The 15277-nt window shown below is 55.7% G+C and carries 18 protein-coding genes and 1 riboswitch; of the genes, 9 read left to right on the forward strand and 9 right to left on the reverse strand.

Annotation, left to right across the window (positions count from 1 at the left end):
* Window positions 1–14 precede the first annotated feature (14 nt).
* Together Yoon_RS01125 and Yoon_RS01130 are read right to left on the reverse strand one after the other, a co-directional pair.
* Window positions 15–446, reverse strand: coding sequence for a DUF1499 domain-containing protein (locus tag Yoon_RS01125; protein WP_238109390.1), 432 nt, complete (start codon window positions 444–446; stop codon window positions 15–17).
* A 66-nt stretch (window positions 447–512) separates the two neighbouring features.
* A complete protein-coding gene (locus Yoon_RS01130; RefSeq protein ID WP_238109391.1) occupies window positions 513–1676 on the reverse strand; it encodes a M20 aminoacylase family protein in 1164 nt (387 codons plus the stop codon).
* Between the two features lie 138 nt (window positions 1677–1814).
* Between Yoon_RS01130 and mazG the strand changes: the two genes are divergently transcribed.
* On the forward strand, window positions 1815–2636 hold the full coding sequence (mazG, locus tag Yoon_RS01135) for a nucleoside triphosphate pyrophosphohydrolase (protein ID WP_238109393.1): 822 nt from the start codon (window positions 1815–1817) through the stop codon (window positions 2634–2636).
* A gap of 69 nt (window positions 2637–2705) precedes the next feature.
* Entirely contained in the window at window positions 2706–3710 is a 1005-nt protein-coding gene (locus tag Yoon_RS01140; protein ID WP_238109395.1) for a Fe(3+) ABC transporter substrate-binding protein, read from the forward strand.
* 83 nt (window positions 3711–3793) lie between these two features.
* On the opposite strand, the gene yghX is transcribed toward Yoon_RS01140, so the two are convergent.
* The 4 genes from yghX to Yoon_RS01160 form a co-directional block, all read right to left on the reverse strand.
* The gene (gene yghX / locus Yoon_RS01145; RefSeq protein ID WP_238109397.1) at window positions 3794–4681 is read right to left on the reverse strand and encodes a YghX family hydrolase; all 888 of its coding nucleotides are present in this window, start codon (window positions 4679–4681) and stop codon (window positions 3794–3796) included.
* Window positions 4682–4890: 209 nt separating this feature from the next.
* On the reverse strand, window positions 4891–5499 hold the full coding sequence (locus tag Yoon_RS01150) for a DJ-1/PfpI family protein (RefSeq protein ID WP_238109399.1): 609 nt from the start codon (window positions 5497–5499) through the stop codon (window positions 4891–4893).
* 129 nt (window positions 5500–5628) lie between these two features.
* Window positions 5629–7437, reverse strand: a complete 1809-nt coding sequence (locus Yoon_RS01155; protein WP_238109401.1) for an ABC-F family ATP-binding cassette domain-containing protein — start codon at window positions 7435–7437, stop codon at window positions 5629–5631.
* A gap of 30 nt (window positions 7438–7467) precedes the next feature.
* Entirely contained in the window at window positions 7468–8181 is a 714-nt protein-coding gene (locus tag Yoon_RS01160) for a GNAT family N-acetyltransferase (RefSeq protein WP_238109403.1), read from the reverse strand.
* Between the two features lie 71 nt (window positions 8182–8252).
* On the opposite strand from Yoon_RS01160, the gene msrB reads away from it, so the two are divergent.
* Window positions 8253–8645: a peptide-methionine (R)-S-oxide reductase MsrB gene (gene msrB, locus Yoon_RS01165; protein WP_370642089.1), complete on the forward strand. Its 393-nt coding sequence runs from the start codon at window positions 8253–8255 to the stop codon at window positions 8643–8645.
* 24 nt (window positions 8646–8669) lie between these two features.
* On the opposite strand, the gene Yoon_RS01170 is transcribed toward msrB, so the two are convergent.
* The 3 genes from Yoon_RS01170 to Yoon_RS01180 all read right to left on the reverse strand — a co-directional run bounded on the left by Yoon_RS01170 (window position 8670) and on the right by Yoon_RS01180 (window position 11189).
* A complete protein-coding gene (locus Yoon_RS01170) occupies window positions 8670–9509 on the reverse strand; it encodes a hypothetical protein (RefSeq protein WP_238109407.1) in 840 nt (279 codons plus the stop codon).
* A gap of 55 nt (window positions 9510–9564) precedes the next feature.
* Window positions 9565–10518 carry a DMT family transporter gene (locus tag Yoon_RS01175; protein ID WP_238109408.1) on the reverse strand — a complete coding sequence of 318 codons (954 nt, stop codon included), beginning with the start codon at window positions 10516–10518 and terminating at the stop codon, window positions 9565–9567.
* A riboswitch (FMN riboswitch) is annotated at window positions 10503–10647 on the reverse strand. It overlaps the preceding gene by 16 nt.
* Window positions 10648–10715: 68 nt before the next feature.
* Window positions 10716–11189 carry an outer membrane protein assembly factor BamE gene (locus Yoon_RS01180; protein ID WP_238109409.1) on the reverse strand — a complete coding sequence of 158 codons (474 nt, stop codon included), beginning with the start codon at window positions 11187–11189 and terminating at the stop codon, window positions 10716–10718.
* A 69-nt stretch (window positions 11190–11258) separates the two neighbouring features.
* Between Yoon_RS01180 and Yoon_RS01185 the strand changes: the two genes are divergently transcribed.
* The 6 genes from Yoon_RS01185 (at window position 11259) to Yoon_RS01210 (ending at window position 15277) form a co-directional block, all read left to right on the forward strand.
* Window positions 11259–11816: a DUF177 domain-containing protein gene (locus Yoon_RS01185; RefSeq protein WP_238109415.1), complete on the forward strand. Its 558-nt coding sequence runs from the start codon at window positions 11259–11261 to the stop codon at window positions 11814–11816.
* Window positions 11817–11978: 162 nt separating this feature from the next.
* On the forward strand, window positions 11979–12185 hold the full coding sequence (rpmF, locus tag Yoon_RS01190; RefSeq protein ID WP_113776339.1) for a 50S ribosomal protein L32: 207 nt from the start codon (window positions 11979–11981) through the stop codon (window positions 12183–12185).
* Between the two features lie 22 nt (window positions 12186–12207).
* Window positions 12208–13329, forward strand: coding sequence for a phosphate acyltransferase PlsX (gene plsX / locus Yoon_RS01195; protein WP_238109417.1), 1122 nt, complete (start codon window positions 12208–12210; stop codon window positions 13327–13329).
* Window positions 13330–13334: 5 nt separating this feature from the next.
* Window positions 13335–14306 (forward strand): beta-ketoacyl-ACP synthase III, encoded by a 972-nt coding sequence (locus Yoon_RS01200; protein WP_238109419.1) that lies wholly within the window; start codon window positions 13335–13337, stop codon window positions 14304–14306.
* 97 nt (window positions 14307–14403) lie between these two features.
* Window positions 14404–14706, forward strand: coding sequence for an integration host factor subunit alpha (ihfA, locus tag Yoon_RS01205; protein ID WP_113776342.1), 303 nt, complete (start codon window positions 14404–14406; stop codon window positions 14704–14706).
* Between the two features lie 4 nt (window positions 14707–14710).
* Complete coding sequence (locus tag Yoon_RS01210) at window positions 14711–15277, forward strand: MerR family transcriptional regulator (RefSeq protein WP_238109421.1); 567 nt, start codon at window positions 14711–14713, stop codon at window positions 15275–15277.

A 15277-nucleotide genomic window follows, 5' to 3' on the forward strand; every position in this document is an offset into this window, starting at 1 on the left:
CCCGGATTGGCGGATCAAAGCGGATCGGTCAAGGGGGCAAGCGTGGTCATCCAGCCCAAGATACGGGTTTTATTTACCCCCATGTCCGATCTGCCAAACCGCAGATACCCCGCAATGACCAACAAATCACCCTGCACCGACGCCGTCGTATAGTCTGGAAACCCCCACAGCGCAGAGCGCGTCTCAAAAGTGATTGTCCTGTCTTCGACGCTGCCCTCAATCACGCGGGTACGCGGCGTGGCAAGGGCGCGCTGTTCAACCGCCTGCAAGACATCGGCAGCTGGCGCCATGATTTTGCGCGCCGCTTGAAACCCACCTGCGCTTTGAACATCGCCGACTTCGGTCGGCAGCGCTGGCTTGTGGCGCGCGTCCAACCTTGTTGGCGCAAGCCGCACATATCCCATCACGCCGATGAGAATAATCAAAAGCAATAAGACGATACGCATCAGCGTGTTACTCCACATATTTGATAGGCATATTCTTGGAGGCTTGGTCGGGAAAACCGCCGCACTCTAACTATCCTCGAGCGGCAAAGCCCGTTCAATCAATCGTGCGAAATATGACGCGCCCGCAGGCGCCGCGTCATCGTCAAAATCAAATTCCGGATGGTGCAAACCCGCCGTATCCCCGTTGCCGATAAACAAATATGCGCCGGGGCGTTTTTCGAGCAAATAGGCGAAATCTTCGGCCGCCATCTCGCGACCGCCGTTATCGTCAACCTCTGCAGACACTTCGCGCGCCACCTCAGCAGCGAATGCCGTGCGTTCAGGATCATTGATTGTCGCAGGGTAGCCGACCTCATAGGTCAAATCTGCCTGCACACCAAAGGCGGCCGCCTGCCCCGCGACGATTTCGTCCAGTCGTTTCATCACCAGTGCCTGCACATCACGATTAAATGTGCGCACGGTGCCGCTGATTTCGGCGGTTTCAGGGATAATATTGTTCGCTGAGCCAGAATGGAGCTGCGTAACAGAGACAACCAGATCGTCTTGCGTGAAGTGATTGCGGCTCACGATGGTCTGCACCGCCCCGTAAATCGCCACGGCAGCCACCAGCGGGTCATTGGTTTCATGTGGGGTTGCGGCATGCCCGCCCGTACCTGTGATAACCACGCGAAATTCGTCGACAGCAGCCAGAACCGGCCCCGGCGTCGCCGAAAAAGCCCCCACAGCCAACCCAGGCGTATTATGCAACGCATAAACCTGTGCAATGTCGAAGCGTTCAAGCATCCCTTCGCGCACCATCACATCGCCCCCGCCGCCAGCCTCTTCGGCGGGTTGAAAAATAAGGGCAACGCGGCCCGCAAAATTGCGCGTTTCCGCCAAATACTTCGCCGCACCCAGCAGCATGGTTGTATGCCCATCGTGACCACAGGCGTGCATTTTCCCGGGCACTGTTGAAGCGTGTTCCAACCCGGTCAGCTCGTCCATCGGCAGGGCATCCATATCCGCGCGCAACCCAATCGTTGGCCCCGGTGCATTGCCTTCAATGATCGCGACCACCCCCGATGTTGCAATCCCTTCGTGAATGTCAGTCACACCAAATTCGCGCAGGCGTGCCACAACAAAGGCGGCCGTTTCATGACAATCAAACTGCAATTCTGGATGCGCGTGCAAGTGACGACGCCATGTCTTCATGTCTTCGGCATAGTCAGCAATACGGTTAATAATGGGCATCTAACGTGGCTTTCTAAAATACAATTGATACCGCCGAAAAACTGCCAATTCCGCGCAACTGTCAAGCCCCTGTAATGACGGTCTTGGCGCGGGACGCGCTGTTGGCTAATCTTTGCGCAAACAACAAAGGCCATCCACATGCCCGACGATCCCCTCATCCATGATCCAAATGGCGGATTACCGCGCCTTTTAGAAATTATGCGCCGTTTGCGTGACCCTGATACCGGTTGCCCATGGGATATCGCGCAAGATTTCGACAGTATCGCCCCCTATACAATCGAAGAATCATACGAGGTCGCGGATGCGATCGCCCGCAAGGATTGGCCCGACCTAGAAGGCGAATTGGGCGATCTTCTGTTGCAGACCGTGTACCACACGCAAATGGGCAGCGAAGCCGGGCTGTTTGATTTTGAAACGGTTGTAAAATCGGTGGCCGATAAGATGGTTGCCCGTCACCCGCATGTCTTCGGCGATGAATCGCGTGATAAATCCGCAGACCAGCAAACTGCCGATTGGGAAAAGATTAAAGCCGCAGAGCGCGCGGGCAAAGCCCAAACGCGCACGCTGGATGGGGTGGCAACCGGGTTGCCCGCACTGACCCGCGCCGTAAAACTGCAAAAACGTGCCGCGCGCGTGGGATTCGATTGGCCCGAAACGGCACAAGTGATCGACAAGTTGCAAGAAGAAGCCGCCGAGCTGCTCGAGGCCCGCGATGTTTTGACGCAAACTGAGGTCGCAGAAGAATACGGTGATCTGATGTTCGTGATGGCGAACCTAGGGCGGCATTTGGGGGTGGACCCAGAAACCGCGCTGCGCAGCGCCAATGCCAAGTTTACAAGACGGTTTGAGGGGGTCGAAGATGCGCTCAGCGCCCTTGGTAAAACACCCCAGCAAAGCAACCTTGCCGAGATGGACGCGCTTTGGGACGCTGTCAAAGCACGCGAGAAAACGCCGAATTGACGCAGGCACGACTTGACCCGAGTAAAATAGTCAGATTAATGTGCGCCAATCTTAAATGGAGCCCAGCATATGACCCTACGCACCGCGCTTTTGACAACGGCATGCGCCGCAGTTGCAGCCCCGGCCCTTGCAGACGTAAATATTTATACAACGCGCCAGCCTGAGCTGATCCAACCCGTCATGGATGCGTTTACCGATGCGACAGGCATTCACGTGAACCTTGCCTATGTCAGCGATGGCGTGGTTGAGCGGCTCAAGGCCGAAGGCGCGCGTTCCCCTGCCGATCTGGTGATGACTGTCGATATCGCCAACCTGATGCAAATCGTCGAAGCTGGTGTCATCCAACCCGTGCAAAGCGAAGTATTGACCGCCTCCGTGCCTGAAACCCTGCGCAGCAGCGACAACCTGTGGTTCGGCCTGACAACGCGCGCCCGTATTATCTATGCATCCGTAGACCGCGTCGCCGAAGGCGAAGTGACCACTTACGAAGACTTGGCCTCTGACACTTGGGAAGGCCGGATTTGCACCCGTTCTGGTGTGCACAATTACAATCTGGCGCTCACATCCGCCGTCATCGCGCATCAGGGTGAAGATGGTGCCACAGAATGGGCCGCAGGCGTGCATGACAACCTTGCGCGCAAACCCGAAGGCAATGACCGCGCACAGGTCAAGGCTATCTGGGCAGGCGAATGTGACATCAGCCTTGGCAACACCTACTACATGGGCCAAATGCTGGCTGATCCAGAGCAGACAGAATGGGCGAATTCTGTGCGAATCGTGTTCCCGACTTTCGAAAACGGCGGCACGCACGTCAATATTTCAGGGATCGCCATGACCAATGCCGCGCCAAACCGCGAAGAGGCCTTGCAGCTTATGGAATATCTTGTCTCGCCCGAGGCGCAGGCCATCTACGCTGAATTGAACCATGAGTATCCGGTACTCGAAAGCGCCGCACTGTCGGATCTGGTCGCAAGCTGGGGCAGCTTTGAACCAGACGCTGTCGCCCTAGAAGAACTGGCCGGGCACCGCCCCGCAGCACTGCGGATCATGGAAGAAGTCAACTTCGACGGCTAAGCGGATCAGACACGTCCCTTGAAACGCAATGCGCCCCGCCAATCTGGCGGGGCGTTTTTGCTTTCGCTATAAAAACCGATGTCTTATGCGAGATGCGTTCTGAAATGCGCAATCGTGCGATCCCACGATAGGGTCGCCATGTCTTCGTCGTAGCGCGGCGTGCTGTCGTTATGAAAGCCGTGGTTCGCATTTTCATAGATGAAGGCCTCATAGGCCTTATCATTCGCTTTCAATGCGTCCTCATATGCGGGCCAACCTTCGTTCACACGCGCGTCAAGCTCGCCGTAGTGCAACAGCAATGGTGCCTGAATTTGCGGGACATCTTCAGCGGCAGGTTGACGCCCATAATACGGTACGGCTGCCTTAAGCTCTGGGTATGCGACTGCGGCGGCATTGGCCACACCGCCACCATAACAGAACCCCGTAATCCCAACATTCCCGGTCGATCCTTCGTGGGTCATCATAAATTCAACAGCCGCAAACATATCATTCATAAGCTTGGTGCCATCGACAGTGCGTTGCAGATCACGCCCCTCGGCGTCATTGCCCGGATAGCCGCCAACGGACGACAACCCGTCAGGCGCAATCGCCATAAAGCCAGCCTTGGCCAAACGGCGGGCGACGTCTTCGATATAAGGGTTAAGGCCGCGGTTTTCATGCACCACGACGACGGCGGGCAGTTTGCCTTCGACGCCAGCAGGGCGCACCAAATAGCCGCGCACTTCGCCATGGCCATTGGGCGATGGGTAGGTGATATATTCAGGGACGATTTCAGGGTCGTTAAAAGACACCTGTTCGGCCAAGGCATAGTTGGGCGCCATCAAGCCCAGAATTGTGGTTGCGGTCATGCCGGCCACAGCAAATTTAGACGCACCTTCAAGGAACTGGCGCTTTGTGATCATCCCATGCGCATAAAAATCGTACAGTTCCAGTAACTTAGGATCAAAGTCTTTTGCGGTTAAACGTGTCATGTCATTCCCTCGGTTTATAGATATGATAAACTGTAGTTGAAACGAGCGACAATATCACATGCCGTAATCCGAGATAAACGAAACGTGATTGATGTCTAGGGTTGTGAGCATTACCGCGTTCTTAACCACCGGACCCTTCACTCGAAAACCCCAACTGATTTGTATGATGCAGACGTGGCCAACGGCCGCTCTGAGCCCATTGTGTCAATCTAGACGAGGCCATGAATTTTAGCGAAGGGGTCCCAATGGCTATCCCGATGCCAAGTATATTCGCAAATCTCAGCGACCTTTTCGGCAGTTTCAATATCTTTCATCTTGGCAATGGCACCGAGAGCCATATCCATACCCGCTGAGACACCGGAGGACGTCATGAACGGTCCATCTTCGACCCATCTAGCTTTTCGTACCCATTCCACGTTTGGTGCCTGATCTACGACCCAAGAGAACGCCGCTTTGTTTGTTGTCGCGCGACGACCGTTCAGAATGCCTGTCTTTGCCAACAAGAGACTGCCAGTGCAAACGCTTAAGGTATATTCAGCATTTTCTGACGTTTCGCGGATCCAATCGAGCAACTCTTGATTGTTGATTTCATGCCGTACCCCCTTGCCGCCGGGTACGAACAAAATGTCGTAGTTTGTTCCGCTATCGATGGTTGTAACCGCATGGGCAGCGAGACGTTGGCTGCTTGGAACAGGTCCTTCGCTTTGGGCCACAAGATCAATGTGGAAGTCCTCGTCAAGAAGCCCAATCATCTCCATCGGCCCGAACACATCGAGCAATTCGAAACCGGGAAAAAGCAAAGCACCAATACGTCGCATCTGAAAACTCCTGAACATACTTCGCCTGTGTTAGGGCATTGCTTCAATGGTCGCAAAGTCCCGCATAGCAGACTTTAGGCGCTAAGGTTCATGGCTGACAGTTAACAGGACCAGCCTCTAAAAACGGGTTTACCCAGCCGCTTTTTCTTCCAGCATCAGCCATTCTTCTTCGGCGTCTGAGCGCGCATTCTGACGCGCGATGAGCGCGTCGGTTGCTTTTTGGAATTTGGCAGGAAATTTCGTGAAAAGCTCTGGATCGGCCAGCAATTCTTCGAGTTTGCTAATCTCAGCGGTGAATGTGTCAATCACCCCCGGCAATGCTTCGAGCCGGTGTTTTTCTGTAAACGATAGACCAGATGCAGCCTTCTTTTCGGCAGACTTTTGTTTCTTTGCCAGAGACTTAGAGGCGGTCTTTGCCTCAACAAAGTCGCCGCCACGCTGCGCGCGGTAGTCGGTCCAGCCGCCTGCATAAACGACGGCCTGCCCGTTGCCTTCCATCGCGATGGTCGTTGTTGCAACCCGGTCAAGAAAGTCGCGGTCGTGACTGACCAAAAGCACGGTGCCGTCGTAATCGCCCAAGATGTCCTGCAACAGGTCCAGCGTTTCGATGTCGAGATCGTTGGTCGGCTCATCAAGAATCAGCAGGTTGCTTTCGCGCGCCATGAGCCGCGCCAGCAAAAGTCGGGCCTTTTCACCACCTGACAATGACCGCACGGGCGCACGGGCTTGTGCCTCGTCGAAAAGAAATTCTTTGAGATAACCAACCACATGTTTGGGATTGCCGCGCACCATGATCTGATCCGATTTGCCACTGACACCCAATTCAGGGTCATTGGCCAGATTTTCCCACAGCGTCATATCATTATTCAACGCGGCGCGGGTCTGGTCAAACACCGCGATATCAAGGTTTGTGCCAAGCTTGACGTTGCCCTCATCCGGTGCAACCTGCCCAAGCAGCATTTTGATCAGCGTCGTTTTCCCGACGCCGTTCGGCCCGACAAACGCAATGCGGTCACCACGTTGCACGGTCAAATCAAGCCCTTGCACGATCTGCTTATCACCAAAGGATTTGGTCAGGCCAAAGGCCTCTACCACCTTTTTGCCCGATGTGCTGCCGCCATCAAACGCCATTGCAGCCGTCCCTTGGCGTTTGATTTGGCTCGCTTTTTCAGCGCGCAAATCTTGCAAAGCCCGCAAACGTCCTTGGTTCCGGGTCCGGCGAGCAGAAATGCCCTCAACGGCCCAACGAGCCTCTTGTTTGATTTTGCGGTTCAGCTTGTGGCGTTGCTGGTCTTCTTCTTCCCAGATTTTTTCGCGCCAAGCCTCAAAATTCTCAAACCCTTCTTCGGCCCGGCGCACAGCACCCCGATCAATCCACAGGGTCGCACGAGTCAGCGCGCGCAAGAACGCCCTATCGTGACTGATCAGCACAAAGGCAGCCCGCGTGGTTTTCAGCTCATTTTCAAGCCAAGCAATCGCTTCAATATCAAGATGGTTTGTCGGCTCGTCGAGCAACATCAATTCAGGTGCTTCGGCCATCAGTTTGGCCAAGGCCGCGCGGCGGCGTTCCCCGCCCGATGCGGTTGCGACCTTGCCGGCGGGATCAAATTTCAACCCCTCGGCCACCATATCGACCTTATAGGCCTCGTCTATATCCAGACCGCTGGCCGCATATTCACCAAGCGTTTCAAACCCTTCCATGGTTGGATCCTGCTCCATATAGCCGACCTGCACGCCGGGCGATGCAACGCGGGTGCCACTGTCGACCTCGACCAATCCGGCCATGACTTTCATCAAGGTGGATTTGCCCGACCCGTTGCGCCCAACCAGCGCCACACGGTCGCCCGGCTGGACAACCAGCGACAGGTCTTCGAATACAGGATCGCCGCCGAATGTCAGCGCGATGTCGGAAATTTGGAGTAAGGGTGCTCTAGCCATAGCGCCTGCTACGGCGCGACGGCGCTTGCGTCAACTGGCAACCGCACGCAATCGTGCCACACGGGCTGCTGACATGGCGCTAACGGGCAGACAGGTGAACACATGCAGCGTGTTCATCTTAGGATCAACGACCACATGATCACCGACCCAGCCGCCCAAAGACAGGTAGGATTTAAGCAATGCAGGTACGGGCGCAATGCCACTTGGCGCGATATCCACCATCCGCACGGCCTGTGCCGTGGTGATGGATGGGATCAGATCGGGCGGCCCTTGGTGATTGCGCATAAGCCGTTGAAATGCGGCGCCATATACGCGCGGGTCTGTCCCGACAAAGCTGGTGCAACCCAGCAACATCTGCGCCCCGTGTTGGTCGACAATCCGGGTCAGCGCGCCCCAAAGCATCCGCAAAAGATCGGCGTCCATGTTGCCCGGAGCCGTACAAAAACGCCCGATCTCTAGAAACGGGCCAACCTGCCCCCGCCAACCCGACAGGTCGTAATATTGCGCCACATAGCCCCGGGCCAGATCATCCGCCCTGTGTGCCAACCGAAACCGCAACGTACCACAAAGCACACCCTCGCGATCATGGATCATCAGATGTTGAAATTCGGGATCTAGCGGATCAGCATCTTCACCTGCCCCCCCATGAAAACTAAGATGGCGCAGCGCCTGACAGGCCCGCACATCTGCGGCACTTGCGGCAAGCCGCGCTGTCAGCTTACCTTTTTCAAACGGAAATGTCATTACGGCATCCCTTGGCGAACGTTTGTCTTCAGCTTAGGTTAGATGGTAAGAATGCAAAAGGATTATGAATGATGGACAAGATTGTAAAAACCGACGCCGAGTGGCGTGAACAACTGTCCGATGAGGCTTACCGCGTCGCCCGCAAACACGGGACCGAACGCGCAGGCACCCATGATAATTTTCCCAAAGACCCCGGCAAATTTAAATGCGTCTGCTGCGATGCCCCACTGTTTGACCAAAACGCCAAGTTCGAGAGCGGTACAGGCTGGCCATCGTTCTTTCAGCCCATCACCCCCGATGCCGTGGGCGAAAGTGTGGACCGCAAGTTTTTCATGAAGCGTACCGAAATCCACTGCGCGCGCTGCGACGCCCACCTCGGCCACGTCTTCCCTGACGGACCGCAGCCCACAGGGCTACGGTACTGTATGAACGGGGTAGCGATGGTGTTTGAGGCGGGGGCATAGCGCCCCCACAAACAAATCCTGTCTTTACCGGCAGACCGCGGGATTAACACGCAAATACCTGACGTAACGCGGTTGCGGTATCGAACATACGCCGTCGGGGCACAATGTTTCCTCTTCCGAGGACACAATGAATGTCATTCTTGCACCCGCGCTTAAAGCGAGATCATCCAGCACCGCCCCTCTCAAAGGAATATCGCGCAAATCAAGGCGAAAGAACGCAGGGCTATAGGGTTGGTCGTAATGTTCAAAAAGCTCGGAGCGCCCAAAATAATCGACGGGGTTTCCCCATGTTCCCGCCACAGCATATCGAATTGATGCGCTTGTTTGTCGCGGTCCAGCAATTTGCGGGCACGCAGCGTCGTTATCCCAAGGCTGAAATACGCCTTTGTCAACTGTCGTCGTCATCCCGTTATTAATTGTTGCCTGCCATTCCCCTTCCAACACTTGATAGCTGGTTGGCGTCATACATGAGACAAGCGATGCGTGAACCGACAACTGCATTTGTTCAAGTGATTGATCAATGCGGACTTGTGTGAGCGGCGTTGTAGAAACGTTCCAGCTACCGCCACACGATATCTCTATCCGGATGCGGTCTGTGCCGCGCATTTCATCTCGATAGCAGACGTCTCCCGCAGGTGCTGGTGTGGATCTACGGGTACGTTCAAGGGCATCAACGAACACCCCAACGTCATCTGCAAACAAGTCTGTCTTGAACGCGACTTGTCCGGGGCCCTCACACCCTGCGTAACCTTCAAGCGCAGTTTGTTGTGCGAAATACGTGTTCACGGCCTCCGCTGGGATTGTGTCAGCAATGCCTACCGCTGGGATGCAAATTAGGCTTAACGCCAAAATTTCACTTCTCATAAATATCTCCTTCTTATAGGTGATATATAGGTAAGCACTACTGACATTTCAAGATTTAGCCAGCCTCATCCTTCATCACCCATGCGCTGGCGCCGATGATCACGGCGGCGCCGATCCACATCATGCCGGGTGGTGCGAAGCCGAAGAAGATGATCCCAAGTCCAACATTGAGCGGCAGTTTCAGATGGTCAAACGGCTGGAGATACGCGGCATCTGCGACCGTGTAGGCCTTTGCGATCAGGTATTGCGCGGCGGCGATCAACAGCCCAGACAAGGCCACAAGCCAGAGCGCCTCTGGCGAGACGGCAAAGCCGCTGCCAATTGCCGCCACCCCGTTGATCGGCACCAAAAGCACCAAAAGTGCCAGCGTCAACGTGCCCGCGTTTTCAGTCTTTGTCAGCTCTTTGGTCACCACGGACGAAGCCGCCCAAAACGCGGCGGCACCGACAGGTAGAAGTGCGGCGACTTGAAATGCATCCGCCCAAGGGGCCAAAATAATCGTGCCCCCGATGCCCCCAACCAACACGGCCAGCACGCGCGGCAATGTCATCCGCTCGCCCAAGAACAGCCAAGCGCCCAAGGTTACAAAGAGCGGTGAGGTTAAGATCAGCGCCACGGCCTGCCAGATCGGCACGACGGCCAAACCGGCCACCCAAAACTGCACCCCAATTGCCGCCAATCCGACCCGTAGCAGATGCGCCAGTGGACGGTCACTGCGCCACGGCGCGTTCCAGACCATCGGGATCACAATCAGGCTGGCCAGCGCGTATTGCCAAAACGCAATCGTTGCGGATGGCACGCCAAAATGCATGGCGGCCCCTTGCACGGCAGTATTTGCGCCCGCAAACAACGCACCTGAGGTGATAAAATATAGCGGGCCCATGATGGCACCGCTGTTCGCTACTTTCGTTTGGATCATCGCATCTGTCCTTTCGTTTTGCGCGTGACCCAAGGCAAAACAGGACAGACCCGGCGCAAAATGCGCCCGGTTTGCTCTATTCTCTTTCATCCGGACTATGACCGTCGGCTCAGGCATCGCACCTGATCTGCTGACCAAGGGGTAACCCCTTGCGCTCGCGGGCTCGTCCCAGTGGGACATACCGCCGGTGGGGAATTGCGCCCCGCCCTGAGAATATGCCGCCCAAAAACAGGCGACCCCTGCTAGTTAGGCAAGGGGCGCGGGAAGATCAAGCGGTTGATGTGGTGTTAGCTATCGCCCAAGAAAGTGCCGGCATCGATCCGCCCCAATGAGCCAAGCATCTGCCCGATAAAGGTAATATCTTGGATGCCATCATCCGTTACGCGGCGATCAAGCGAAACGACCTGCCCGTCTTGCAACGTATACCGTGCCACGTCTTGGGTGACGTTGTTTTCATCAAACCGAATGGCGACCACTTGGCGGTCCACCTCTTTGGGTGCAAAGGCACCGTAGTGCACAAATTGGCTGGAGGCATAGTAGACCGCATTATTGGCGATCACACCTTCGGACATGGGTGGCCCAAATCGCGCGATCACGTCAGCGCGTGTCGTCTGGCCCAAAGTCACCTCGGTCAGATCTTCGGGAGACGGCGCGTAGCCGTGGAATTTGTCGATCTTGCTGCACGCCGATGTGGCCGCCAAAACCAATACAACCCCTGCAATCCGTGCAGCGATGTGGAATTTACCTGATGTCTTGCTCATGACTGGCCTCTTGCTTTGGCGTCTTATGCCTTTTATCCCCACTATATCACCACCCGCCCCTGATCAAGAATGGAAGCACCTTTGGCCCAATTGCCGACATCACTGTTACGTTTTGCTGATTTGCCGACCCGCAAACCCACGACATTCGATCTGACCCCAACCGCCGAGGAGCGCAAAGCAATCGCGCAGCTGTTAGATATCATCGCCGTAAAAAAGCTGCGGTTCACGGGGGAATTGAGCCCACAAGGCCGGACCGACTGGGCATTAAACGCGAAACTTGGCGCGACTGTCGTGCAGGCTTGCGTTGTCTCACTTGATCCGGTCACAGCACGCATCGATGAAGATATCAGCCGCCGTTACTTGGCCGAAGTGGCCGAGATTGACGCCGCAGAGGTCGAAATGCCCGAAGATGACAGCATTGATTTGTTGCCCGACTCGCTTGATGTCGCCCAAGTGATGATTGAGGCCTTATCGCTGGCCCTGCCCGCCTATCCGCGTAGTGCGGATGCTGCTTTGACACAGGTGAACTTTAGTGAACCGGGCACCGCGGCCATGACCGACGAAGACGCAAAACCGTTTGCGGGTCTCAGTTCTTTAAAAGAAGCCCTTGAAAAGAGGGAAGAATAAGCGTCTAAGCCGCACATCGGAAAAAAGGTTGCGTCATATTAATTTCACAGTATGTTCGCGGCCTCTTTATATCTCTCTCGACAGGGCGGCCAGATTGGCGTAGGACCCCGCGAGAATGCACGAAATCAGGGCCGTCGGCCCTACTTATCATAGGGTTGAGACATGGCTGTCCAGCAGAATAAAGTATCCAAATCCCGCCGCAACAACCGGCGCTCGCACGACTCACTTGTCGCGGCGAACCCAAACGAATGCGACAACTGTGGTGAGCTGAAGCGCCCACACCACGTGTGCCCATCTTGCGGCCACTATGCGACACGCGAAGTGATTGCAGACACGACAGAAATCGATCTGGACGAAGACGCAGCGTAAGCTACGGCAAAGGTACAGTAGCATGACGCAAAGCCAGACGGATACCGCTTCCACAACGGCTACTGACGCGTCACATGTACTTTCCGTCGATGCGATGGGTGGCGACAAAGGGCCTGCAACTGTTGTTGCGGGCCTTTCAAAGTTTCTACGCAAAAATCCAGATGCACGCATCATCGCGCACGGACCAGAATCAGAGCTGACCCCCCTGCTTGCCAAGCATAACATCGCAGACCGCGTGACCATTCACCACGCGGCAGATGTCGTTATGATGACCGACAAGCCCAAGGTCGCGTTCCGTAAAGGCGATACCACATCGATGTGGTCGGCGATTGCGGCCGTGCGATCTGGTGAAGCATCCGTTTGCGTCAGCTGCGGCAACACTGGCGCGCTGATGCTGATGTCCACTATCCGGCTGCGCAAGACCGATGGCGTGAACCGCCCTGCCATCGCCTGCCTTTGGCCGTCGCGTAACCCAGCCGGATTCAATGTGATGTTGGATGCAGGCGCTGATATTAGCGCTGATCAGGATGATCTTTTGACCTACGCGCTGATGGGGGCGTCCTATGCGCGCAATGGGCTTGATATCATGCGTCCGCGCGTTGGGCTCTTGAACGTAGGCACCGAAGATCACAAGGGTCGTGCCGAACTTAAGGTCGCCAATGAAATGATTGCCGCCGCCGCAGATGCAGGCGGGTTCGACTATGTTGGGTTTGTTGAAGGCGGCGATCTGCCAACCGACAAAGTTGATGTCGTCGTCACAGACGGGTTCACAGGCAATGTCGCGCTTAAAACCGGCGAAGGCACTGCGAACCTGATCGGGGATTTGCTACGCGAAAGCCTGATGAAGACACCACTGTCGATGCTAGGCGCGCTGTTAGCGCGTGGATCGCTCAAACGGTTAACCAAGCGGATCGACCCGCGTCGCGTGAATGGCGGCGTCTTTTTGGGTTTGAATCAGACCGTCATCAAAAGCCATGGATCAGCCGATGCGACCGGGGTTGCAGCCGCGCTTCACCTTGCTTACCGCTTGGCACAAAACGGCTTTTCGGAAAAGCTGGCAGCACGGGTTGCATCTGTCGCGGCACTTGCCCAAGATGTCCCGCATGACACTGGCACCGAAAAACCAGGCACCAAAACAGGCTAAAACGCATGACACGTCGCGCAGTTGTTAAGGGTATCGGGCATTATTTGCCCGAACGCATTGTTCCAAACACTGAATTTGAAAAGACCCTTGATACGTCAAACGACTGGATCGTCTCGCGCTCTGGGATTGAGCGGCGCCATTTCGCAGCCGAAGGTGAAACAACATCACAACTTGCCACCCATGCGGCCAAAGCGGCCTTGGACATGGCGGGGATGGACGCCAGCGACATCGATGCAATCATTGTTGCTACATCGACGCCTGATAACACCTTCCCGTCTGTTGCAACCATGGTGCAATCCGCGCTTGGCAATACCACAGGGTTTGCTTTTGACGTTCAGGCGGTATGTGCCGGGTTCGTCTATGCGATGAGCAACGCAAACGCGATGATCCTTGCGGGGCAAGCGGACCGCGTATTGGTGATCGGGGCAGAAACATTTAGCCGCATCATGGATTGGACCGACAGGTCAACGTGCGTCCTGTTTGGTGACGGCGCTGGCGCGCTTATCCTAGAGGCCGAAACAGGCATTGGCACCAGTGATGACCGTGGAATTTTGGCGACCGATTTGAACTCTGATGGCCGCTATAAAGACCTGCTTTACGTCGACGGCGGGGTCGCGACACAAAATACGGGCGTTTTGCGTATGGAAGGCAAAGAAGTCTTCCGTCACGCAGTCGAAAAATTGGCGCAAACCGCCGATACCGCCTTGGAAAAAGTCGGGCTCAGCGCTGAAGACGTTGATTGGGTCGTGCCGCATCAGGCCAATATTCGGATCATCCAATCCACGGCGCGCAAGCTCGGTGTGGGTATGGACCGCGTCGTTGTGACGGTCCAAGATCACGGCAACACCTCTGCCGCATCGATTCCCCTCGCGCTTTCGGTTGGGGTGTCTGAAGGCAAAATTAAGCCCGGCGACCTTGTTGTGACCGAAGCGATCGGTGGCGGACTGGCGTGGGGCGCCGTTGTACTACGCTGGTAGCCCAGAAATGCCGGGTTAACCCGACTTGCCAAGCCCTTGTTATTGACTCTGAATTTACCTCGCGCCTATGCTAGTACAAATTGGTAGGGGAAGAGTAATGGTAGACAAAACATTAACACGCATGGATCTCGCAGACGCTGTCCATTCTGAAGTCGGATTATCGCGCAACGATAGCGCCGATCTGGTCGAAAGCGTGCTGACCCATGTGTCCGATTCTTTGGTCGCTGGCGAATCTGTCAAAATTTCTTCTTTTGGAACATTTGCTGTGCGCGAAAAAGCTGCCCGTGTGGGTCGCAATCCAAAGACCGGCGAAGAAGTCCCTATTCACCCGCGCCGCGTCTTGACGTTCCGCCCTTCGCACCTGATGAAGGATCGCGTAGCCGCAGGGAACAAGTCCTAATACAATGGCCAAAGCCAAAGACGCATTTCGAACGATCAGCGAAGTCGCTGAATGGCTTGACACGCCAACCCATGTGCTGCGTTTTTGGGAAAGCAAATTCACGCAGATCAAACCGGTCAAAGGTGCCGGCAGTCGCCGGTATTACCGTCCCGCAGATATGGAATTGCTGGGCGGTATCAAACAGTTGCTGCACGAAGATGGGATGACGATCAAAGGCGCGAAGAAACTGCTGCGCGAACAAGGTGTCAAACATGTTGCGACACTGGGCAAAACGTTGGCCCCCGTGGTGGACGCCCCCCCTGCAGAGGCCCCGGTTGCGCCGCCCATCGAAGAGGCCCCTGTTCACGCTGCCACCGTCCATGCGGCACCCGTGCAAGACAGCCTTCCCTTTGAAAATCGCCCTGCATTTTCATGCGATATTTCCCCCTTGCCCGATGAATTTCCGGTGCTACCTGCGCGCCTGGTCGGAACTAAGATTGCAGATAGCGCCACGCTTAATGCACGTTCGGCCAAGATCGTGCCGTTGCTGGCGCGTCTCGAACAGCTGCGCAACCAGATGCACAAACAGTAG

It is taken from the genome of Yoonia sp. I 8.24 (genome assembly GCF_022096995.1).
Lineage (GTDB): Bacteria > Pseudomonadota > Alphaproteobacteria > Rhodobacterales > Rhodobacteraceae > Yoonia.